At 40.8% G+C, this 23,480-nt stretch carries 16 protein-coding genes and 1 other RNA gene; 3 read left to right on the top strand and 14 right to left on the bottom strand.

Annotated elements, in window-relative coordinates; genetic code table 11:
• Positions 1–4: 4 nt before the first annotated feature.
• Positions 5–2,479: a fimbria/pilus outer membrane usher protein gene (locus tag Q4557_RS05100; protein WP_303411082.1), complete on the top strand. Its 2,475-nt coding sequence runs from the start codon at positions 5–7 to the stop codon at positions 2,477–2,479.
• A gap of 38 nt (positions 2,480–2,517) precedes the next feature.
• A complete protein-coding gene (locus Q4557_RS05095; RefSeq protein ID WP_102531425.1) occupies positions 2,518–3,462 on the top strand; it encodes a hypothetical protein in 945 nt (314 codons plus the stop codon).
• A gap of 175 nt (positions 3,463–3,637) precedes the next feature.
• On the opposite strand, the gene Q4557_RS05090 is transcribed toward Q4557_RS05095, so the two are convergent.
• From Q4557_RS05090 to Q4557_RS05055, 8 genes are all read right to left on the bottom strand, one after another.
• Positions 3,638–4,279, bottom strand: a complete 642-nt coding sequence (locus Q4557_RS05090) for a LuxR C-terminal-related transcriptional regulator (protein ID WP_303411081.1) — start codon at positions 4,277–4,279, stop codon at positions 3,638–3,640.
• 755 nt (positions 4,280–5,034) lie between these two features.
• On the bottom strand, positions 5,035–6,684 hold the full coding sequence (gene panP / locus Q4557_RS05085; RefSeq protein ID WP_303411080.1) for a pyridoxal-dependent aspartate 1-decarboxylase PanP: 1,650 nt from the start codon (positions 6,682–6,684) through the stop codon (positions 5,035–5,037).
• Positions 6,685–6,816: 132 nt separating this feature from the next.
• Positions 6,817–7,977, bottom strand: coding sequence for a glycerate kinase (locus Q4557_RS05080; protein ID WP_303411079.1), 1,161 nt, complete (start codon positions 7,975–7,977; stop codon positions 6,817–6,819).
• A gap of 273 nt (positions 7,978–8,250) precedes the next feature.
• Entirely contained in the window at positions 8,251–8,826 is a 576-nt protein-coding gene (locus tag Q4557_RS05075) for a hypothetical protein (protein ID WP_303411078.1), read from the bottom strand.
• Positions 8,827–9,031: 205 nt separating this feature from the next.
• Positions 9,032–11,119 (bottom strand): MtrB/PioB family decaheme-associated outer membrane protein, encoded by a 2,088-nt coding sequence (locus Q4557_RS05070; RefSeq protein ID WP_303411077.1) that lies wholly within the window; start codon positions 11,117–11,119, stop codon positions 9,032–9,034.
• A gap of 12 nt (positions 11,120–11,131) precedes the next feature.
• Positions 11,132–12,121: a DmsE family decaheme c-type cytochrome gene (locus Q4557_RS05065; RefSeq protein ID WP_102476372.1), complete on the bottom strand. Its 990-nt coding sequence runs from the start codon at positions 12,119–12,121 to the stop codon at positions 11,132–11,134.
• Between the two features lie 82 nt (positions 12,122–12,203).
• Positions 12,204–14,207, bottom strand: a complete 2,004-nt coding sequence (locus Q4557_RS05060) for an OmcA/MtrC family decaheme c-type cytochrome (RefSeq protein ID WP_303411076.1) — start codon at positions 14,205–14,207, stop codon at positions 12,204–12,206.
• Between the two features lie 369 nt (positions 14,208–14,576).
• Complete coding sequence (locus Q4557_RS05055) at positions 14,577–16,880, bottom strand: hypothetical protein (protein WP_303411074.1); 2,304 nt, start codon at positions 16,878–16,880, stop codon at positions 14,577–14,579.
• Positions 16,881–17,691: 811 nt separating this feature from the next.
• Here Q4557_RS05055 and ffs point away from each other — a divergent pair.
• An RNA gene (ffs, locus tag Q4557_RS05050) (signal recognition particle sRNA small type) lies at positions 17,692–17,788 on the top strand.
• A gap of 134 nt (positions 17,789–17,922) precedes the next feature.
• Here the strand turns inward: ffs and Q4557_RS05045 are convergent.
• From Q4557_RS05045 to dinG, 6 genes are read right to left on the bottom strand one after another with little or no spacing between them, the layout of a single operon-like run.
• Positions 17,923–18,246 carry a late competence development ComFB family protein gene (locus Q4557_RS05045; RefSeq protein WP_102436094.1) on the bottom strand — a complete coding sequence of 108 codons (324 nt, stop codon included), beginning with the start codon at positions 18,244–18,246 and terminating at the stop codon, positions 17,923–17,925.
• A gap of 55 nt (positions 18,247–18,301) precedes the next feature.
• A complete protein-coding gene (locus Q4557_RS05040; RefSeq protein ID WP_102436092.1) occupies positions 18,302–19,207 on the bottom strand; it encodes a histone deacetylase in 906 nt (301 codons plus the stop codon).
• Positions 19,207–19,935, bottom strand: coding sequence for a DUF2057 domain-containing protein (locus tag Q4557_RS05035; RefSeq protein WP_102476368.1), 729 nt, complete (start codon positions 19,933–19,935; stop codon positions 19,207–19,209). Before Q4557_RS05035 ends, Q4557_RS05040 begins: the two co-directional genes overlap by 1 nt.
• Positions 19,936–19,944: 9 nt before the next feature.
• Positions 19,945–20,610 (bottom strand): primosomal replication protein, encoded by a 666-nt coding sequence (locus tag Q4557_RS05030; RefSeq protein WP_102436088.1) that lies wholly within the window; start codon positions 20,608–20,610, stop codon positions 19,945–19,947.
• A complete protein-coding gene (locus Q4557_RS05025) occupies positions 20,607–21,380 on the bottom strand; it encodes a TSUP family transporter (RefSeq protein ID WP_102436086.1) in 774 nt (257 codons plus the stop codon). Before Q4557_RS05025 ends, Q4557_RS05030 begins: the two co-directional genes overlap by 4 nt.
• An 8-nt stretch (positions 21,381–21,388) precedes the next feature.
• The gene (gene dinG, locus Q4557_RS05020; RefSeq protein ID WP_102436084.1) at positions 21,389–23,464 is read right to left on the bottom strand and encodes an ATP-dependent DNA helicase DinG; all 2,076 of its coding nucleotides are present in this window, start codon (positions 23,462–23,464) and stop codon (positions 21,389–21,391) included.
• Between the last annotated feature and the right edge of the window lie 16 nt (positions 23,465–23,480).

Below are 23,480 nucleotides of genomic sequence, written 5' to 3'. Positions count from 1 at the left end.
TTTTATGAGCAAATTAATTCAACGATTGCTCCTAATGTGCTTATTACTCTCTTTTTCACTCATGGCTGAGGACGTAATATTAAACACCACTGGACGGGATATTAATCTACAAAGTTTATTTCGATTACAAGACAGTCCAATTGGTGATGTTGAATTAACTATAACAGCAGATCAAAAAATTGAACTGCCAGCCACATCCACTTTGGCGTTATTGGCTGACACCCTTGTACCGGAAACGCTTGAGCTATTATCGACATTTCAGCATGATGATGTATTAAACCAAGCTGATTTTTCTAAGGCTGGGCTTAGTTTGACATTCGACATGTCAACTTTTGAGCTAATAATGCAAGCACCGATTGAGGCGCTTAAAATTAGCGGCCTATCGTTTGCTCCCAGCAAAAATACCCGTCGATATATAGAAGCGTCATCATTGAATGGTTATGTAAATCTCCACTTGTCTGCTACCAATACTTCGAATATTAGTGATGATAGCCAAAATTTTCTCGATTATAACCACCTTCTTGAAACTGGGCTTAATTACCGAAATGCCGTTTTGGAGTATGAGGCGGTTTACAATCATTTAGATGGTCAATCTGGAGAGTACTCTCGCCAAGGTACGCGTCTTAATATTGACTTTCCTAGCCAGGGTACTCGTATGGTTTTGGGGGATTTTTATAGTCGCCCCAGTGGTTTTCAGTCTGGTATTGATTTTCTTGGGTTAGGGATTTCTCGTGACTTTTCACTTATTCCAACCAGAAATGTTAGGCCAACGGCTGCACGTCAATTCACTTTAGAACGAACTTCTGAAGTTGATGTTTTAATCGATGGGGTGGTAGTAAAAAGGCTCAGCCTTGGTGCGGGTTCTTATAATCTTGAGGATATTCCTTTAGCCGAAGGCGTTAGTGATGTTGAGTTATTGATAACCGATCGTAATGGACGTCAAGAACGAATAAATTTTAGTATTGCCACGGGTATGGATCTGCTAAAACCTGGAGAATTTGAATATGCATTTAGTTCAGGAGTGACGAGTGATTTAGTTGAAGACAAGCTTAAATACGATCGCGATGCATTTGTTGTCGATGGTATGTTGGAGTACGGTCTCACGCCATCACTAACATTAGGCGTAAACATGCAGGCGGCACCTAAAATCTACCAACTGGGGCAACGGAGTTTGTTTGCTACAGGATTAGGTGTGTTTGATTTAAACCTTGCTTATAGTAACCAAGATTTAGTTGGCGAAGGAGCGGCTGCCAGTTTAGGGCTTGATGTCAGTTTCGAAGATGGCCCTGATAATTCTCAACTCAGTTTTTTTTATGAATATTTTTCTCAGTCATTTACTCGAGTCGATGATTTGTTTCAAAGATCTGATGATTCGGTTTTTAACCCTATAGATTTACTTTCTTCTTTAAATATTAACAAACATTTTTTCACCAGCCGTTATAGCCGATCAATCACTCAGGCTTTGCGAGTTAGCCTAACCCTTAACTATATTGATGTATATCAAAAGGAAGGTGATTATTGGACTATTAGCCCAGCACTTTCTGGTGATCTATTTGATACCCCAGCCACTTGGAGTGTTCGGTTAACACACAAAGATAATCAGGATGAAAGTAACGAATTTAATGCATTACTTACTCTAAGTTGGCCGTTTGGTTCATCTCGCGTGGTGAGTAGTTATAGCAGTGACTTAGAAGATTTAAAAACGGAATATAGTTATCTTAACGGCATCGGAAAAACAGGTGGGGTCAATATGTTTATCGGTGCACAGCGAACCAGTGATACAGATGCTAACCTAGAAGCGGGTATTGATTACTCTGCTAATCGGTATCAAGCCAACCTTCAACATACTAGCCGGTTTACCGACTTTACGAATAAGCAAAGTAGTCATTTTAGCCGAGCAGAACTTTCATCAGCATTAGTGTTTTCGGGTTCTCAATTTGCTTTAGGTAGACCTGTCGGAGATAGTTTTGCCATTATTCAACCGCACGCTAACTTAGCAAATAATCGTATTGATGTGGATATGTCAGATGAAGGGGCGAGAGTGCATAGTGACGGTGTAGGTGCAATGGTCGTTCCAGATCTTGTCGCATATAATGAGCAATTAATTTCCTATGATGTAACAGATTTACCTCCTGGTTACGATTTAGGTGAAGGGGTGTTCGCGCTCAATCCTGGATATAGACAAGGTTACTCACTTCAAGTGGGCTCTGATGCAATTATCACGGCTATGGGGTCAATTTTTGATAACAAAACGGGTGAACCTGTTAGTTTATTAGCGGGTAAAGCGATATCTCAAACAGATAGAAACTTTGAAGCATTAGACTTTTTTACTAATCGCAGCGGACGATTTGCGATTAGCGGCCTAAAACCTGGCACCTATTTACTCAAGCTAAATAGCGAATCAGTAGGTACATACGAGCTTATTATTAGCGATGAAAGTGGTGCATTACTTCGCTTAGGTAAGATTTATGTTGATTAACACGAGATGTATAACACACTCATCTCCTAGGAGGACATATGACTCAGACTAACTCTATCAAGTTGATTAAGACAAAACTTAAGAAGGTTTTCTGTCTGATCGCTATAATTATCGGTTCTAGTTTATTTACTATTAGCGCTTTTGCTGCTTGTGACGCTCGAGTGCAAAGTGTCAATTTAATGAGTTCAGGAGTTCAAAATCAATATGATGTGTTTGCGACAAGTACTTTTGGTTTAGTGCAGTCTTATGAGGTGAAAGTAAATTTTAGTGACCTCAATGAAGATTGCTCCTTGAGTTTAATGATTTCAACTGTCCAGCAAGGGTATGAACTTACAGGTCAAGGTGGCAATTTATTATCTTTTACGCCATACCTTCAAACTTCCGGCAGTTTTATTCAAAATAGACACTGGTTTGCAGAGGTATCACCGAACCAATCTACTTTTCGTTTTCAATTACGATTCCCGTCACAACAATTTGGAGCTGCTGGGGATTATTCAAATCAATTAATCGTTCAACTCATCCCAAGCCCAGAACAATCATCGATAGTTCTAGATGAACGTAACCAATTAATTTCATCTCGTATTCCACCTGTTGCGAGCATTAGCTTTTACGGCTTATCTCAAAGGCTTTATCCATTAGACCTTGGGCGATTAACAACAGGTAAAAAGGTAAACATCGATCCTAACTTGTATATTCGTAGTACTACAGGCTATGAAATTAGTTTCCGTTCAGATAATCAAGGTAAGTTAAGACACCAAAGTAAGCATGAACGCTGGGATGTTGACTACGAATTCAGTGTTGCTGGCAGTGTGATTGATTTTTCGGAAGCAGGTAATCAGCTAATTGTTAATGCACCGCAAAACCCTAACGGTCAAAGAATTCCTATGACGATTCAAATAGGTGAAACAGAAAATAGGCCTGGTGGTGTGTATGAAGATGAGATTCATATCGATATCAGTGCATTAGGCCTTGGAGGTTTTTAATCTAAAGCTGCTTATTAAATAACATCGCTCTTCGGGGGAGATCAGTAAGTCACTATTTTTAAAATCTGTTTAATCAGCAGCTAATACAGGTTTAAGCAATAGAAAAGAAGATGACTCAATTGAAACAATTAACGCTTAACTTACTTTCTACAATTTTATTTCATTTGAGGATTTTTTATATTGTATGTATATGAACCTTTGCCCAATTCACCGCTTGGATACGGTTTTTAACCTCAGTTTTCTTGAATATCTTATAAAGGTGAGATTTAACCGTGTGCTCACTCACAAATAGTGCATTAGCAATATCAATGTTGGAGTTGCAGGGGGTGAGTAATTTCAGTACATCACGCTCACGACGAGTGAGAGAGACGGCTTGTTGTTCTGAAGGGGTTTCATCCTTTCGGTAGTGTTGCAGTAACTCGCTCATCATTGTTCTTGGCAACCAACATTCACCCGCGAGAATTTTTCGCATTCCACGCTCCAATAAATCCAGTGAGCATGATTTGGGGAAAACACCGCAACAATTTGGCCAATCGAGTAAATCTCGCTTTTTGAAGTTTTGAGCAGTATTCAGTAAAACGGTATGCACTTGGTTAATATCTTCATTAAATAAACTATCCCAACAACTTTCATCAATATTCGGTAAGTCAGCGACATCAACAAGTAATAATGGATTTGATGTGTTTTCGAGGTGAGATAGCTCTCTTTCACTGCTAATGAATAGGGTCTCACAACCTAAATTTGTTTTTAGAAAATCAGAAATAGCTCGACTCTGAATAGACAACTTCATGACTAAAAATAGAGTTTGTTTAAACATAATGAATCATTTCCTTTTAATCACCGTGGTGTATTAGAGGATCATATCTAACTCCGAATCTACCATTTAAATTAGCACACATGGTCTATTTCTGCCATATTTTGAAAAATGATGACCTGATATAGATAGGTTGTTAATTTCTACTCTTAAAAACCTTATCAAGTTAAATAATTGTCAATGCTAGTGTATCATTATGATTTTATTGCTTATTATTGAATAATGTTTTGAGAAATTATCGTGTCTTAATTGATAGTGAATGTGTAACTGTTCATTTAGCGTTACAATAAATCACACTTTATTAGTAAGGATATTAATCTTGTTGGTTCGCAGCTTAAAAATAATGATGCTTTTGCTTCTGTCTATGAGTGCATACTCAGTGACGGCGGATGAGCATGAGCAGTCGGTTATTTTTAGTGATTAAACGTTAGCTGATTGTTTTATCATTAAGTTTAATGTTGCTTGGTGCCCGAAGCTGTCAATCATGAGCGCAAGATGTACTCAGCGAGGTGATAGTTTGATAATGTGGAAGTTGTTTATGTTAATTTTGATAGCCATTACACCACAAGAGTCTATTAGTGGATAAAACCTAGAAGGTATATTGAGTTAGATGTGACCGCTATGACCCGAATTGGTATTCAGCGCCACTACGGCTGTAGTGCAAGCAGTTAAGTGTTTTGGAGAATAAATAACTTGTATAAATATGCCCACTTTACAGTGGGCTTATTTTTGAGTGTCGAAGAGTTAAACTAGATTAATCAATAAGCTTTAGCTATTGATAATAACTGCGGTAAAAATTCATTATCCAGTTTGGCAATTTTGGCTTGTTCGGTTAATACATCATGTAAAATTTCATGGGTAGTAAGCGGATTCGCTAATACGACCCTAAATACGGTGACGATTTTACGGTGGTATTTAGCCGGTTTTATTCTCGTACGTGAGACAAATGATTTACCTTGTTCACGTTGGTGCTTTTGAATAAAGCGGGTTAAGCGGTCAAGCAGGTAATTACAGCGCTCTACAGTATTTATATCATCATTAGCTAATGCTTTATCAATTGTTAGTTGAACAGTCTTAGGCACGTAACGGTAGGTTAAAATACATAATTCAGGCTCTGTGATGAGCTCAAAATTTTCATCTGCAGCAATGTGTGAGGCAAAATAACGGGCCATTTCTAGACCGTTGTTGATTAAAATCTCATAACCGTCACCACCGATGATCTGTAAACAAGCATGCACTAGCATTGCCATGCCAGGTCGTGAGCCTTCGAGGGTTTGACTACCTAAATCTTTAGAGCCTACTCGCAAAATATACTCGGCATGATGAGCAATGGCATGTGCAAGCTCTGGGTCTTTAAATAACACCATGCCCGCACCCATAGGCACGTACATTTGTTTATGGGCATCAATAGTGACCGAGTCGGCTAATTCAATGCCATCGAGTAAATAGCGGTATTTGTTCGACAGTAAACTGGCCCCGCCCCAAGCTGCATCAACATGAAAGTGGCATTGGAGTTCAGTGGCGAGTTTTGACAGTTCAACTAGTGGGTCGATATTACCGGTTTCGGTGGTGCCAGCAACACCGACAATGGCCATTACCTTAATATTGTCATCGGCGAGCTTTAATGCGGTTTGACGCATGGCCGCTACATCGACTTTATTGTCCGCAGTAGTGGGGATACTGATGATGTTGTCTCGACCAATACCCAGTAAGTCAGCGGTTTTACCAATTGAGTAATGGCCGCGCTCAGACACTAAGATGGCTAAATCGTCATATCCATAGTGTTTCAGTGCTTTAGGTAATCCTTCACGGTTAATGCCTTTAAAATTACCATCAGCTTTTAGTAACTGGTTTCGTGCTATCCATAATGCGGTGATATTGGCCACCGTGCCACCAGAGCAAAATGCGCCAAGGGAGTAGTTAGCGCTGTGCATCCATTGCTCATAAAAGTCAGTGTCTTGGCTGTAAATTAAGTGGTGCATCATCCCCAGCACTTGGCGCTCTAATGGAGTGAATGCTTTAGATGTTTCGATTTTGACTAAGTTCTGATTCAAGCCCACCATCATTTTAGATAAGGGTAAAACAAAGTAGGGCAGCGCTGATGTCATATGACCGATGAAGCTCGGCGCCGAGGTATGCACCGAGTGTGCTACCAGATTTTGCATTATTTCGTCAGTATAATCAGATACAAAACGAGGCGAATCAGGAATTTGAAACGCTTTAAAGTCAGTTTCAATAAGTGATAATGGCTTTTCTAATGCAGCAATACTCTTACCTAAAAAGCCCGCTAAGTCTTCAGAAAGTTTCTGCTCGATAATGCTTAAGGTTGAGTCAGCATCTTCAGGTACGGTAAAAATACGCAGAAGACTTGCCTCTGATGCTTGTGCTATGCGGTCGTGTTTGGTCATTAACTGGTGCCATCATTTTTATTCTTGGGCCAATAATGTGCTAAATATATTGATATAAGCGCTTTCATGGCCATTATGAGGGCTAACTTTACTGCAAGGATTATTTCGCAGCAAGTTTTTAACTCAAACTGACTATTTACTCAGCGACAACTGATAAATTGCGGCGATATTCTGCGCAGTATTCGCCAGGTTGTCATGGGCGTTAGCCAGAATATCATCCAGTGGTGCTAATGACGGAATAATAGGAAATATCGCTGTCATGCCTTGAGCTAAAATTAGCTCGGCGCCATCACCAAAGCAGCCAGCAATGCCAATGACAGGTACGTCTTGATGTATACCTTGTTGCAGCACACCCATTGGGGTTTTACCGCCTAATGTCTGGCTGTCCATGCGTCCTTCACCTGTGATGACGAGATCGGCGTCAGCGATAGCATCTGCAAGCTTCACCGTGTCAATGACGATATCGACCCCCGGCTTTAGCTTGGCATTGAGTAGTGTCATCACCCCATAGCCCATACCGCCGGCCGCGCCTGCGCCAGGAAACTCAGCGAGCTCAGTTGTTGTTGTAAGTGAATGAGTTGCACAAACCACCTTGGCAAAGTGAGCTAATGCAGCATCAAGTTCTGTAACCATCTGCTCATCAGCGCCTTTTTGAGGACCAAAAACAGCGGATGCGCCATTAGGGCCGCATAGCGGATTATCTACATCACAGGCCACCTCAATTTTACATCGCGCCAGTAACGGGTGGGCCGATGCATTATCAATTGATGCAAGTTCGGTTAACCCCAAGGCGCCATAACTGATAGGGTTATTTTGTGCTGTAAGCAATTTAAAACCTAATGCCTGCGCCATACCTGCACCCGCATCGTTAGTCGCACTGCCGCCTAAACCTAAAATAATATGTTTTATACCGCGATCTAAGGCATCTTTTATTAGCTCCCCTGTGCCGTAACTGGTCATAAGCATAGGGTTACGGTTAGCACGTTCCACGTAATCTAGGCCAGATGCTGCGGCCATCTCAATCACAGCCGTTGCAGTTTGGTCATCTTGATTAATGATGCCGTAATGAGCGTTTACAGGAGTGCCTTGTGGTCCTGTGACTTGCAAGCTGATAATTTCCCCTTGGCTAGCATCAACCATAGCCTGCACCGTACCTTCGCCACCATCTGCCATGGGCACTTTACAATACTGAGCATCAGGAAATACTCGCTTAAAACCGACTTCAATTGCATTGGCAACACCTAAGGCGCTGAGGCTTTCTTTGAAGGAGTCTGGCGCAATAACAATTTTCATAAGTATCCTTTCCCTGTAGTAACTTACTGATTGAAGTGTTTGTGTGAGCTTATGAATAAATTAGCAGTAAATGCATGTTTGATAAATGCTTAAAACGAAGCCGATATTGAAAAATTTTATTATTGCTTTTGAATAAGTGGTTATCAGCCATAAAGCTGGGTTTGATAGGGGCTGAATTTGGGGGAGGAGTAAAAATGAAAATGGGCATTCATCGAATAATGAATGCCCATAAATAGGTAATTCAGCTGAAAACCACCAAAGCGTAGGTGAAGGTTAGGCTAGGGTGATTTTGTTAAATATTTGAAATAACCAATAGGCGAATAAACCGTAACTGGTTAATAGCGTCAAAATGATAGATAGCTTCGCAATAGGTGCTACGGCTGTTTGTTTTAGGGCTAAATGACACAACACAATAGAAAATAAGCTAATTGGCGCAATAATAATACTCAAAGGCAAAATAATAATCGCCCCTGTTAGTAGTATTAACGCTGATTGCATGCATGGTACTTTTTTATTGGTTAACAACAGTGGCACTAACGCCGCACCAAAGCCCAATAACACAGCGCCCAAATATAGAATAAATTGTGCCAAGGATTGATACTCGGCAATAAAGCCAATTAACGCAATAAGCGGAAACACTAAGCTCAGTGTGACATGCTTTTGGCTAACACTTTTTTGCACGTATAAGCCTGCAAAATAGCAGCTAGCTTGCGCGATAGCATTAACGCAAGTAAAGGCCATTAAAGCAATGAAGATAAGAATGCTGTTATTGGTCATAACGGTTGAACTGGCGGCAAATGCCGGAAATGCAACCATTGAGCTAAGCAGAACAATTGATGTTTTTTGCATAATAATTTGGCTATTTCTACTGTGTAAAATCAAAGATAGTGGCACTAGCAGTAAATTTTAATCGACTATTAGTGTAATAGCTTTTGTTAATTTAGTAATTGCAGGTTATTTGTAGTTTATTGATAGCTACTGCACAAAACGTTAAATTTCTGGCAAAAAAAAGCCTGCTATATTGCGATAGCAGGCTGGTATTTTTTACTTAGTTTTATAATTTGTAATTTACACTTAACATAATCATATGTGCTGTGTAGTCATGGCTATTACTGCCAAAACTCATTACATTCCAAATGGTATCTGGTTGGATATCATTGGCTGCATCATTATCTAAGTACTTTTCAATTTTGTAGTCTAAACGGACAGCCATTTTGTCAGTGGCTTGGTATTGACCATATAAATTGACATTGTGCACTTTAGCAAAGTAGTCACCGTAGTTGCCAGTAACATTTTGGCGAACTTGAGTCGTACTGTCAGATTCTGAATAGGTGTAATCTAAACCTAAACGTAAACGGCTATCCATTAAGTTGTTGTAACTTAAATTTGCACCGACAACATCGATAGTATCTTCGATATCCGCTTCCCAAGTTGGACCTGAGAATGTGCTACTACCCGCTTGTTGTGACTCAATGATTTGATAATTATAAAATGCATTTAGGATCACATCTTTATTAAACATGTAGTTGAAATTGATATCGTAACTAGTGTCTTTCGACTCAGTTAGGCCAATTTCAGTGTCTGTATAATCATCAAGTGCGTAACGCGCGCCAAAATCGATGGCTAATGCTTCGAGAGGGCTATAGCTCACTCGCGCTTCAACCATACTACGGTCACGATCAGCAATGTAGTACTTACGTAATAAGTCGTTATTTTCTGAAGAGGTCCACTCAGACGCTTGGTAATCAGAACCATCACGGCTGCCAAAGCTACCTTTAATCCACATGTCCCATTTATCAAAACTGTTTAAACGGTAACGGGCCCAAACTGTGCTTTCTTCAGTGACTTCACGCTCTGAATAACTACGCTCATCACGGTTATAATCAACACCGGCATCAAGCTTCATTCCGCGAGTAATGCGGTAATCTGCAGCAATCTTAGCGCGATGAGTCGTTTGATCGTATGGCGTGTTATAAGCCACTTGACCGTTGACATCATTGATGCTGATTTGAGTCCACTCTTCGATGTTGGTGTTGTTGTCGCGATCTGAGTAGTCGTAGCTACCAGTAACACGAACTTCACGGTTGATACGCTTAGCTGCTTTTAACGTTAAGCCGGTGATATCAACTTTGGCATCAATTGATTCCGTTGGTACGCTGTAACCATAGCCTGAGGTGACTAAATCTTGATCTTGAGTCATTTGACCAAACATCAAACGGCCACTAAGCGCTGCGCCATTTTCATTGTATTGACCTAATAACGACACAATATGTGATTCGTTGTCAGGGTCTAATGACATATAACCACGGGTTTGAGCACCAAACGTTGGGTTAAAGGCATTGTCATAGCTTAACTGGGCATTATCATTTTTAAAGATAGAACCGTCATAGTTAAGGCTAGTGAACCAGTTAGCGCCTCTAAATTTAATACCCGCATTGATGGTATCAGTGGTGTAATCAACAGGCTCTGCAATCATCATAGATTGATTGAAAAAGCTACCCGATGCCGTTTTGGTGCCGGTTTTTTCTTCACGTTGATAATTCACATAAGTAGTGAATAGTGACTCAGTTTGATATTCAAACCCTAAACCTGCACGTTCACGTTTAAGTGATAATTCAAACGGGTTTAAGCTGTTACCAAGCTCAGTCATACCGTCAGTCGTACCTGCTGTCACCCAGCCGTCAGGCAAGGTTAAATCGTTACCACCAATACCACTGTATGGAGACATCACGGTATTAGAGCTATAAGTAGCAATTGAGCGATAATTAAGGTTGAAGTTATATTGGCCTAATTTGCCAACATTCACATCTAAACGGCCATTGTCTAACCCTAAATCGGTGGCTTCAACTTTAGCGCGGTAGCCCGATTTACCAATATAGTTAATATCAGCATCAACTTTGGGAGCAAACTCGTTGCTGCTGCCAAATGCATTGGCAGAGTGAATATCATCTTCGCTGTTATACGCAACGCCTACACCCACATTACCGGTTACGCCAGTTTCTACAGCACAACCTTTACAAACCCACTTGTCATATTTGACTTTGTCTGTGTTGGCATTACCGACACCGTAACCATCAGCGGCCATTGCAAAGCCTGCATTGGCTACTAGCGCTAAGGTGATTAAGTTCAGTTTAAATTTCATAGTCGTACATCCTTAACGCTGAAGTAATTTGCCAGAAGGGTGGTTTGAACCATGTACTTGGCTATGACAATTTAAACAACTGCGGCCACCAGTAAAGGCATTATCACCAACATTAGAACCCATTCCTGTGTTGCCTAAGTAAGCATTGCTAGCATGACCATCGCTGGCATGACATTGCTGACATAGCTGAGGAGCACGAGTTTTTAGCATTCCTTCGTTAACTGAACCATGTGGGTTATGACAACTTACACAGTTTTCTGTCACTGGTGCGTGTTCCCAAAGTTTTGGACCACGTTTTTCAGCATGACATGAGTAACATGTTTCATTGACACTTGGTTTAACAAGATCTGAATCAGCCATGCTGCCATGTGGGTTGTGACAATCACTACAGGTCATTTGGTCAAACTTCATTGGATGACTTGAGCGTTTGTTCATGTCGGTTTTAACTTTAACATGACAACTAGTACAGACTTCCATTTCAGTCTTTTTAGACAAAATAGGGTCATTTGCAGTATGAACATTATGACAAGATGCACAAGCAACATCAGCATTATCATGATGGCTAGTGTTCCAAGACATACGCTTGTCGTCTAAGTGACAGCCCATACAAACACTGTTTTGCTTTTCAGGTGCTAAGGTTGAGTTAGGGCCAAAAGCAATCATTGGCTCATTACCACCACGGTTATGCTTACCCATTGGGCCATGACACGCTTCACATTGAAGGCCAGCCATTGGGCTTTTTGATGAGTCAATTGCGCCATGAACACCTTTAAAGATATCCATTACTTTTTCTGAACGCTTATGACACATTAAGCATGAGTCAGCGCCTTTAGGTGAATAACTACCTTCTTCGAACTTTTTATCAAGTACGGCTTCAACTTCGTCAGGTGTCATTTTTGCATCCCACTTCGACGCATAAGCCGAGTGAGACATCCCAAGCGATAGCAAAACAACTGCCATCAATGTCGGGATTAAAGTGTTTAATTTCATTTTGATTTTCATAGTGAGGCTTCCCAATCTATCCATGATGTTGATGTGATTTATGTAATCTAAGGGAGAAGCAAGCTTCTCCCTTAAGGGTAAATTACATCTTCATCGCAGTGTGATCGAAAATGGTTGGTGCGTGACAACCCATACAGAACTCAAGTTGTGCAGACGCATTGGCATCTTCATAAGAGCCATTCACTACGCCGCCTTGACCTTCAGCATGAAGCTTGATTTCTTCAAAGCCATGACAAGAAGCACAAGTAGCTGTGATTGGGGTGGTGTATAAGCTCACTTGACTTGGAGTGTACGGATCAACAACTTCAGTTGCCAATGCACCTTTAAGCTTGAAAGCATCTAGATTGAAGTCATTATGACACTGAGTACAATCTTTGATAATGCCTTGCTTGCCATGAACACTGTGAAGTTTCATTTCAAGTGCGCCTTGGTTTCCACCAGATAAATAGGTGCCATCAGGGGTATGACATGTAACACAGCCATCGATGCCAACTACAATCTCACCATCTATTTCGCGACCTAATTGTTCAGTCATGATAAAACCAGGGTGACCGTTACCATTGTGAATTTCAAAAGTTTCACCGTGACAGTTTTCACAAGTTGAAAATGAAACTGAGTTGATATGACGCATGCTTTCAACTTCACCTGGGAAAGTACCAAAAGTCATGTCAGCTTTCATAACTGTAGTCATAACATCTTCGCTATCACAAGCAACTGTAGAAGTGCCATCGTTACACATGTTCAAACCAATGAAGCTGAATGCTGTATAAGTGTCTTGAATACCCGCTGGTGAATCAACACCAAATGGTAAAGAGGGGATAGTGTATTCTAAGTTGCCATCAACAATTGTTACGCCATCTTCTAACTCACCAATGCTCACTAAATCCTCAACAACGTGTTCTAAACCAGTACCTGGGTTTGGGTTGTAACCCATTACAGGGAAGTTAGGACCGACATTGGTGATAGTTTCAAGCTGTTGGATTTGACTAACTAAACTTGTTACATCGATAGCTTCACCAGAAGCATCAGTAATAGATACAGAAAGCGTCGCTGAGTTGTCTTCATTAACGGTAAGGGTTGAATTCATACCGTACATGTCGATGAAGGCTTTTTTCTCAGCCAAACCGCTAGTGTGAATTTCTTCAGTCCAGCTGGCATTGTGACATGCGATACAGTTTGAATTATCAGACTGTTGTGGGTGACCTTGACCAGCTTCGAAGTCGATGCCAGTGTGACAACTCGAACAAGTTTCCATGGTTGGAATACGTGTCCAGTTACCCCATTCAGGTAACTCTTCAGACTCAACGTGACAGTTTTGGCAATTATCTTGAACTATGTTGTTTGCAGTCTCTGCACTCTTGTCCATATTGCGACCATACATCTTGTTGTTGTTATGGACATTATGAATGAGGTGGTTGAAACCTGTTTGCACACCATTTGTTCTAGCAAGCTCATCAGTATGACAAGAGGTACAGGTATCAAGAGAAGTGTAACTATGGTAAATGCTTTCGCCTTCAGCATGACATGCTTGACAAGCTTCGGTGCTCACTACATTTTTAGTATATTTTGCATCGTAGCCTTCACCATCGAAATCTTGAGTGAATTCAGTACGAGGAACGGTTGTAGTACCATCTAATAAAGTACCCGCACTTACGATTAAGTTATAACGCTGAGTCAGCTCAGGGTTAAAACCTTCAGTTTCGATTGTGAAGCTGTAAGTGCCGTTTTTATTATCGGTAAATTCGTTTTGAGAGCCAATCAACTGCCACTCAGCACTGTTACCCGCACCAGTTGCCCCAGCTGGAACAAGTTGTACGGCTTTTTTAACTTCAAAAGCGGATAATCCGACGACTGCTTCATCATCTTCATTAGTCGCAAAAACCTTAAGCGTTGGGTTATCACCTTCATACGTTACTGAAAGGACTTCAAGCTTAAGTTGTTGGATAGCTTCAGCTGGTTCGCCGCCTGGAAGGCCTGGGATACCATCTTTACCATCATCTCCGTCACTACCACAGCCTGTTAAGGCTACGCTTACTGCACTTGCTACGAGCATTAGTGCTAATTTGGAATTTTTCTTGTTCATCATTTGTCCCTGCATAGTAAGACATTGTTAAATTTGACTTGGCTTTTTTGTGTTGCCTAGATACTTAGTCTATTGAGTCAATTTAGCTTTTTTTGGATTTTAAATTCATCAATATAAGATTAATCCACAACAAGAGAAAAATCTTTATATGTCGACTGAGACTGTGAAGCAGATCAGTCTATTTATAAAGAGGTAGCTATTTGTGCCCTGAGAAAGCTAATTTCACGGCAATATACAAATCCCTACTCAATTTAAATCATTGCAAATAAAATTTTAATATTGATTTTACTGACTTAAAACTAAAAATCCCCCTACCAAAAAAATTAGCAGAGGGATATCGTTAATCAATAAAAAATCTACTTAACATCACTTTTATTTAACGCCATGTACTTCAGCAATCTGACTAGCACTGTGACAGGTTGCACAGCTTTCTTGAGCCATTTGTGCATCTTCATAAGTACCAGCAACTACACCACCATTATTAGTGATGTGAGCCTCTGCTGATGCAGAACCACCGCCAATTTCGTAGCTGTCAGAAACGTGACATGAAGCACATACACCAGCTTGAGAGCTAGAGAAGGTTTCATCTCTTCTGTTCCAACGCATAGGAGTAGAACGAGCATTCTCTAGACTATAGTTAGTGTCACTGTGGCAAGCAGTACAATTATTACTACTTACTAAGTCTTGCACATCTTCACGACCATGGGCCTTACCGAAAGTACCATGTACACGAACTACCATACTGTTGTAATCACCAGCTTCATGACACTGTGCACAAGTATGTAAGTCAGCATTACGGTAATGAGAACCACTTGAGCGAGCAACCATATCGTTGTTATGACAGCTTGCACAGTTATCATAGGCAGCAGCACTTGCGCGCTCCGCACCTGCGCTGCCATCTAGTTTCAAGAATGCTGTTTTAGCTGCATTTGGACTTGAAACTGCACCACAGCTCATTGAGCCTGTTCCATCGTCAGTTAATGGAGCAAGTGTAGAGCTCTTGTTTGCAAAACAAGTGCTAAAGCTTGAGGTGATTGCTAAATCAGCACCTGAAGTAATAGCCTCTGCTAAAGATGGTAATACATAATCTGCTGCAGTCGCATCAACAGTTACTAAGTAAGAGCCATCAGTATTTTCTGTTACAGCGCCGCCAGTGCGTGAAGCTAAATATGCATCAGGGCTTTCAGCATTAATCGCATTCACATAAACAGTCACACTAGGAACAAATTCACTGGTTACAGCTTCTTCGCCTTTCATCAAGTTCATGGTGAAGGTTAGGGTAGAAGTGCCCTCTGTCCAAACAAGGTTAGAATATGTTGCTTCTACCAGTTTGCCTGCTTCTGCTGCTGCTTGATTACCTAGTTCATCATGGCCTGCAATATGACGGAAAGCACCACCTGCAGAACGTGAACCTTGAGCATCGTCAGAGTTATGACAAGTTACACAACCTACATAACTTAAGCCACTTTCAGTTTCTTCTGTTCTACCACCGTTATGGTAGTCACCATGACAGTTTTGACAGCTATCAGCATCCATATCGGCAAACCAATCTAATGCATGGATAGTTACACCTTCTGGAAGTGTTTCTTCTGTAGTGGTGTAATCAACATGACAGGTATCACAATTAGACATTGATGTTGGGAAGTTGATCGGACCTTTAGGGTTACCTTCAGAATCAAGAATCGCACCATCATGTTTGAATGAGAATGCAGGGTTCTTTGATGGGTCTTTATTGGCAATAACACCAGTTGTTGTGTTAGGTGCTAATTCAGCAAACTTATTCAGTAAGCGGCGGTCAGTTTCAGTCGCACCAGTATGAATTCCGTGAACTAGGCCTTTGATAGAACCGTCATAGGTGAATTCATTGCCATCAGTATCGGTGCCAGTATAGATGTTGTAATCAGTGTGGCAGAAAACACATTCGGCTGCGGTATTACCTCTATCTGAATGTCTTATGTTGTCTTGGCCAACATGACAGTTGGTACATGTTTCCATGCTGGTAACTAATTTTGGAGCGCTAACACTTTCTTCAGTGGCCGGTTCCCAATAGTATTTACTATTAGTATTAAGCTGGTTTGTACCTGCTTTAGACACACGCAAGAATATGCCTTGTGTTTTAGTGTCATCGTAACCGTAATCAAGCGTCAATGTATTAATAGGGGCAGGTACAGTTAAACTGTATTTACCTTGGCCTAGATACGTTAGACACTCAGTGTCTTCTGGGCAGCTTGAAAGGCTCCAAGAGCTAGAGCCGGCAATATACTCACCTTTTTCTTTATTCATGTAAGAAAGCCAGATTTCTCTGTCGCCATCTCCACGACTTGTTACAGTACCAGAATCGGTATCGTAAGGAAGGAAAGCCTCTTCGCGTGTACCCATTCGGCCGAAATTAAGGCTAATTGGCTGACTTTCTAAAGTATCTAAACCAGTAATGGCTACGCCATTAGGGTTAGTGAGCAAGAACTCAACAGTTAAAGACGCTGCTTCGGCATCGTATTTAGCAAGTTCAACTTCAGTCTGTATTGCTGATGCAGAATTGATGTTGATTGCAACTTCGCCATCTTCACCGTCTTTACCATCACTTCCGTCACTGCCACAGCCAGTCAATGCAAAAGCTAATAGCCCCGCACTGAATACCGCTTTAGCAGTCGTATTTAAATTAAATTTATTCATCATTTTTCCCTGCAAGAGATTTATTTTCACTTGATCCTTCATCATAAAATCAAGCGTATGGATACTATCCAAACTTATTCGAAATAAGTTCTACTATTTTAACCACTTGTCTACGTCGCCACCGTGATTAAGATCTTACTATTCCGAAAGGAGTACTTCTAAATTCTGCAATTTACAACTCGTTGTTTTTAAGTTGTTAAACTGCCGATAATCAGTAGTTGCTCTCTGTGGGTGTTTTTTGTTGATTGACGCCAAAAACCCAGTTTGGTATCCAATTTCAGTAAGCCCTAATGTCTGCAATGATTTTGGTAATGTATTATTCACTACTAAATAGATTGCTAAAATTGCCATGACTAATAATAAGTGATTTATGTGAAAGATGGGTTAAAACCTGAGCAAATTGTGTGTTTTTTGATGATTAAAGACTGATTTTGGTTAAAAGTGTGATCGTGATCTTATTGTGGTTGATGTGCATTATCACTTGGTCAAATAATTTTGCTGAGTGCGAGGTTTTGGCAGTTAATTTTAGCTGACAAGTTGCTGTATATTGTGTTGTGTATTGGTAAGCTCGAATTGAATTGGCACTTTGCAGGTGCTGTATACTTAAATCAGTTAAATAATGAGCTAATTTAACCGGGATCGAGTAAAGCTTGTGCAGTCGAGCGCTTTGTTGATAAAAGTGAGCGAATTTAACTTGAACATGGTCAGTGCTTAGTGGATAATCCTGTTGTTCTCGTTAAGCAGGGCTAATTTTAGATGTTTAAGATAATTAGATATTTAAAGATATTTACTTAATTAGAAATCAATGGTGACCTTAGGGTCCCCCCGCAATGATAACTTGTGAACTCGGCCAGGCCTGGAAGGGAGCAACCGCAGCAAGTGACTCGTGTGCCGGGGTGTGGCTCTAGGGGAACCTCCAATACTCCTAGTATTTCTTTCAAAAACTCTCTAAACACCTTACTTTACTTAAAATAACGTTTTTTATCAGCGTTTATGTTGAGTGTTTCTTTAGTAAACCAACCTAGCCATTTAAAATTTTTGCGCATTAGATGTTTGGCATTTTCTTGATAGCAGGCTCTTTAGCTGCGCTTTCTGCATCTTCCACTAACTTTTTATGAAGGTTGGCTTTTAAAAACTGTCGTGACTTTTCAAGTGCGCTATGGATCTCGTTTTTCATCTGTTGCAGTTCTGCATAATCTTCAAAAAAATAAGTATCAACGAGGTGTCTTATGTAGCGAACTGGAAGTTGATTTAAGGTAACGCAGCATAAATCAGCTAAATATTCCTCTGGTAGCTCTTCGAGTAAGCCTTCGTCTCTTAATATTTCCATTAAAAGCACTTCATAGTAATTACGAATATCAACTTGCATCCTTGACTCCCTATAGAATGAAATTTAACTTGTTTATCTGATTATCATTAGTGTGCTACCAGATTGCCTTGGCTGCAATAAAAAGTTGGCTATGTCTTTGAGTTAGTGCTTGCTCGTTGCGGCTGTAACCGCCTCCGATCACCGCTGCAATCGGGATTTCTGCCTGCTTAGCTTGCTGTAAAATAAATGTATCTCGGGCCAATATGCCTTTGGTTGATATGTCTAAATAGCCTAAATCATCATCTTGGTGAATATCAACGCCGGCATCGTAAAGGATAAGATCTGGCTGATGGATGCTTATAAGGTATGGGATCACTTGTTTGATAACCGATAAGTATTCATCGTCGAGAGTGTGTTTATCAAATTCTATATCGTGATGGGAGCGTTGCTTTCTAAATGGGAAGTTTTTTTGGCAATGAAGCGAGCAAGTTATTATGTTGTCTTGGGTTTGAGACAATGCCGCAGTGCCATCGCCTTGATGTACGTCACAATCGATAATAAGCACTTTCGTGGCTTTTTGCTTAATAAGCATTTGCTTGGCTGCAATCATTAAATCGTTAAAGACACAGAAACCACTGCCAAAGTCATAATGAGCATGATGATAGCCACCACTTAAATGTAGGGCAATACCATGGTCAATTGCCAAATTAGCGCTTAGCACTGTGCCATTGACCGCGTGAAGGGTGCGGTTAACCAGTGATTCGCTCCAAGGAAAACCGATACGGCGCAGCACTTTATTAGTAAGGGTGTTATTGATAAAGCCATCAACATAGTCACTTTGATGGGTTTGTTTTAACACTTTAATATCGATGGGGCTTGGCTGATGAAAATCTTGCGGGATAGCGAGACCTTGTTCAAGTAAATATTGCTGTAAACGTTGATATTTACTGGTAGGAAACCGATGCTTTTTAGGTAACGCCAGCTTGGAGTAGCTGGCGTGATAAACGAGTGGAATAGTCATTAAAGCTGTTTAATAGCCCAACTCATGAACTCTTTGCGTGTTTGCTCATCAGCTTGTAACCACCAATATTGCAGCATTTGCTCAGGATGAGTTGCCGCTTTATCTGTTACAGCCGATGTCGTTGCGGAAGCTGTCGCAGTTTGAGTCACAGGTGTGCTAGCAACTACTGCGGTCGAGGTCACGGCCGCTGTTGTGGCAGTTGCAGTGTTTACTGCGGCTGGAGCGACATTGCTACTGGTTGCAGAAGCTGCTAATGCGTCAATATCATCACCTTTATTACTGCCAAATAACCCGCCTAAAAATGAACCTTCTTCAAAATCGGTTTGGGTAATTGTGTAATCGACTTTGCCATTATCTTGGCGTGAGATAATCACTTGGGGATCTTTAGCAAAGCTTTTAGGGCGTTTTACAAATTCTCCGTCTGCGGGCTTAAGAAAATACTCATGATCGCCATCGACTATAATAGTGACAATAAAAGGCGCTGATTTTATAAAGCTTTGGCTATCGCTGAAGTCATCTTCAATCATATCGTGGTAACGGATGGCTATTTTATGGGAGCCATTACTAAGGTCTAGATCTGATTTATGGGTAAACTTATTGGTATCAATTTCTTTGCCATCCAATGCTAAATACTCAAACGACATTGGAATGGTTAAATTTGCCGCTAAAGCTGATGTTGATGTAGCTAAAGCAAGTAAAGTGGCACTTAGCGTTCGGGTAAAATTCATTGTTGCTCCTTAACGATTTAAATTTCTATTAGGTCGTTCAAACATCTGGATTCTTTCCTCTATATAACTAATTGCTTGACGACATTTTCCTAAGCGTCGATGTAGAGAGAGAATTTCATTTTGTAATCTGATTTTGTCAGTACTATGACAGTTTGCAAGTGCAGATTCCATTTCTGCTATTTTTTGTTCAAAGGTTGTAGCCCAATTCAAATGTTTGTTCAGCTCTTGATAAATTTGATGGCTGTTTTTCATTACGTTACTGGCAATCCAGCCAAAGCCACTGTCTGAATGTTGTTGCTGTTGTTTTTTTGCATAGCGTGCACGGCTATTGTCACGTTTTTGCTTTTCAGTATTCACATTCAGGTTGGTGGTCACTAAGGCTCGTCTTAATGCGGTAAAGCGATCTTGAATGCGCTGGCAGCTAAGCTCAATGATTCTGACATCAAGTTTGAAAGAAAGTTGCTTTTCTAATTGCTGAATGTCTTTTTTTAATTGGGCAATACAAGGGCTTAATTGGGCACCTTGTTGAATAAATAATTGTGAATTAAATCGTTCAATATCTTGCAGCATTTTCTTTTGTTGCGCAGGTAATTGCTGATCGTGATGTAAGGCATCTTGTTCTAATGAACTGAGCTGCTGTTTTAATTGGTAAATGAGTTGGTTGGTGTTTCTCATAGCCAAGCCGTCCAAGCTAAATGTGCTGCAATGGATAATACAGTAATGATAAATAGCGGTTTGATAAAGGGAATACCAAATCTTATAGCAGATTTAGCCCCAATAAATGATCCCGCCATCATACAAACACCGATCCACAAACCTAATATCCAATCCACTTCGCCTAATAAGGCAAAAATGACTAATGCGGTAACATTACTCACTGAGGTCATTAGCCTTGCTAAGGCGCAGCTGTTTAATAATGGCAGCTTATGCAGCCTGATGCTGGATACTGTCCAAAATGCGCCAATACCGGGGCCTGCAAAACCATCATAAGCACCTAAGGTCATTCCTTGCACTATTTGTTTGTTTTGAGATGGCAACCCGGTGGGTTGATTGATGATAGTTTCGCCCATCGCTTTGGGACTTATAAGGGTGTAGATTGCAATCCCGATAATGATCAGCGGTAAGATTTTTTCGAGCCAAGCAGCATCAATAAAATAAACTAAAAAACTGCCGATGATGGCACCTATAAAGGTCGTCAAAAATGCAGCCCGCCAGAAGGAAGGTTTAATGAGTTGTTGTTTGTAGTAGGTATAACCTGCAGTAATAGAGCCGAAACAGGCTGCGAGCTTATTGGTACCCAATGCTAAATGGGGTGGAACGCCCATCGTTAGCAGTGCAGGGATAGAAAGCAAACCGCCACCGCCAACAACGGCATCTATAAAACCTGCAACAACACCAATTATCGCCAGAATGACCCAATGACTAGGGTCTAACAAAAATTCCAAAAAAATACCTATTCAATAACTTTACGAAATGGCGGTAGGGCATCGAGTAACGATTTACCGTAACGCTTGGTAATTAGGCGGCGGTCTAAAATAGTCACTCGGCCATAATCGTCTTCTTTGCGCAGTAATCTACCACAACTTTGGATTAATTTACGTGACGCATCTGGAATGGTTAATTGTAGGAAAGGGTTGCCACCTTTGCTTTTTATATATTCCGCATGTGCTTGTTCAACTGGTGATGTCGGCACTGCAAAGGGCAGTTTGGTGACAATCAGGTTGGTAAGGTAATCCCCAGGTAAATCTAATCCTTCTGAAAAACTGCCTGTGCCAAAGATAATACTGGCTTTTCCGGCATCACAACGGGCTTTATGTTGAGTTAGCACCTGTTGTCTTGGCATAGTTCCTTGAACAAATAACTGCTCTTTAGGCATTTTACCAATAATTTGATCTGTCACCTTTTCCATTTGCCAATAAGAGGCAAACAGCACCAATGTTGCCATTTCATCTTCAACTAATGCCAATATCTGCTCTGCAAGCTCATCGGTAAAGGCTTCATCTGTAGGCTCATTCTTCATTTGAGGAATAAATAATGTGGCATTATTTTGATAATCAAATGGCGATAGTAACGCCAAAAAGCGGCTGCCATCATTTAATGATAACCCGACTTGATGGGCAAAATGATTAAAATTATTCAGCGCCCGCAGTGTTGCGCTGCACAATACAACACCTGCGGCTTTTTGCCACAGCATAGATTCGAGCATGAAACCCACTTCAATAGGAGAAGCACAAAATAAATAATCCTGTTGTTTACCTGTGATCAGTTCAGCCCAGCGCGCCATGGGCGCACCTTTTTTTGAGTCTTCTTTAGCGAGCATTTTCCATAATTTATGCAAGTTTTCTAAACGCTGGGAAATAAAGCCTGCTTCTGAAAGCACTGTTTCTGATTGATGTTTAGGTAACTCACCATCTTTTATCGCTTCACTTAAAACGGTTTGAATTTTATTAAATTGCTTTAATGCAGAATTCGATGCTGAAGCTAAGTTTTCGGCCTGTATGAGTAATGACTCTGGTAATTTGCCATTTTCAAATCTTAAACGGGTTTCTGGGTTGGCAAAGAGCTGCGGCTGGGTATCACAAAAATGTGCCACTTGATTAAGCTGGCTAACCAGCTCATTAATGTGATCTAGCATCGCTTGCACTGGTGCAATAATATGAGTGGTTTTTAATTGGTTTTGTAATTTAGAGCAGGTTTTACCTGCCTTTTCTAGCCAATCAGCTGTGCCGCGAAGACTTGCTTGGGCGCTGGAGAAATCTCTGGCAACTGTTGGCAGATGATGCGCCTCATCGATGACATAAAACATCTCTTCAGGCTCTGGTAAAATAACCCCGCCGCCTAGTTCTAAGTCGGCAAATAACAAACTGTGGTTAACAATGAGTACGTCCCAGGTTTCGACATCTTCACGGGCTTTATGAAAAGGGCAGTTATGATGATTGGATAACTGACGATGGCAGCTGTGTTTATCACAGCATATTTGCTGCCATAAAAAGTCAGGAACAGGTTGCTCTAAAGTGTCGATTTCACCGTTCCACTTTTTATCTTGGTAATCTTTATGGATTTTTTTGAGTTGGTCAATCTGGCTTTGATCAGGCTTTGTCTGCCACATCGCCATTTGTGAGGTGTCTTCGGGGCCAATCATGGCTTCAAGCTTTGCTAAGCAAACATAGCGCTGACGGCCTTTGACTAAACCAAATTTAAAGTCTACCCCAGACTGTTGCAAAAAGAAGGGTAAATCTTTATGCAGTAATTGCTCTTGTAATGCTACGGTTGCCGTTGCTATACAGACTTTTTTCTTGCTGGCAATGGCTAACGGAATCGTGCCAAGAATATAGGATAAGGATTTACCAATACCGGTGCCGGCTTCACAAACCATAATGCGACGGTGTTTGTCATATTCACCGGCCAGTGTTTTAGATATTTCAGCCACCATATAGTTTTGCTCACGGCGAGAGCGAAAATTTGGCATTGCCGCCGCGATATCTTTATAGATAGTGCGGATCTGACTTTTGACTTTATCCGTTAACATGAGTGACCTATTCGCA

Source organism: Shewanella sp. 5_MG-2023, from assembly GCF_030547465.1.
Classification (GTDB): domain Bacteria; phylum Pseudomonadota; class Gammaproteobacteria; order Enterobacterales; family Shewanellaceae; genus Shewanella.
The sequence above is the reverse complement of the archived record's forward strand: the minus strand, read 5'-3'. Positions and strand labels throughout refer to the sequence as shown.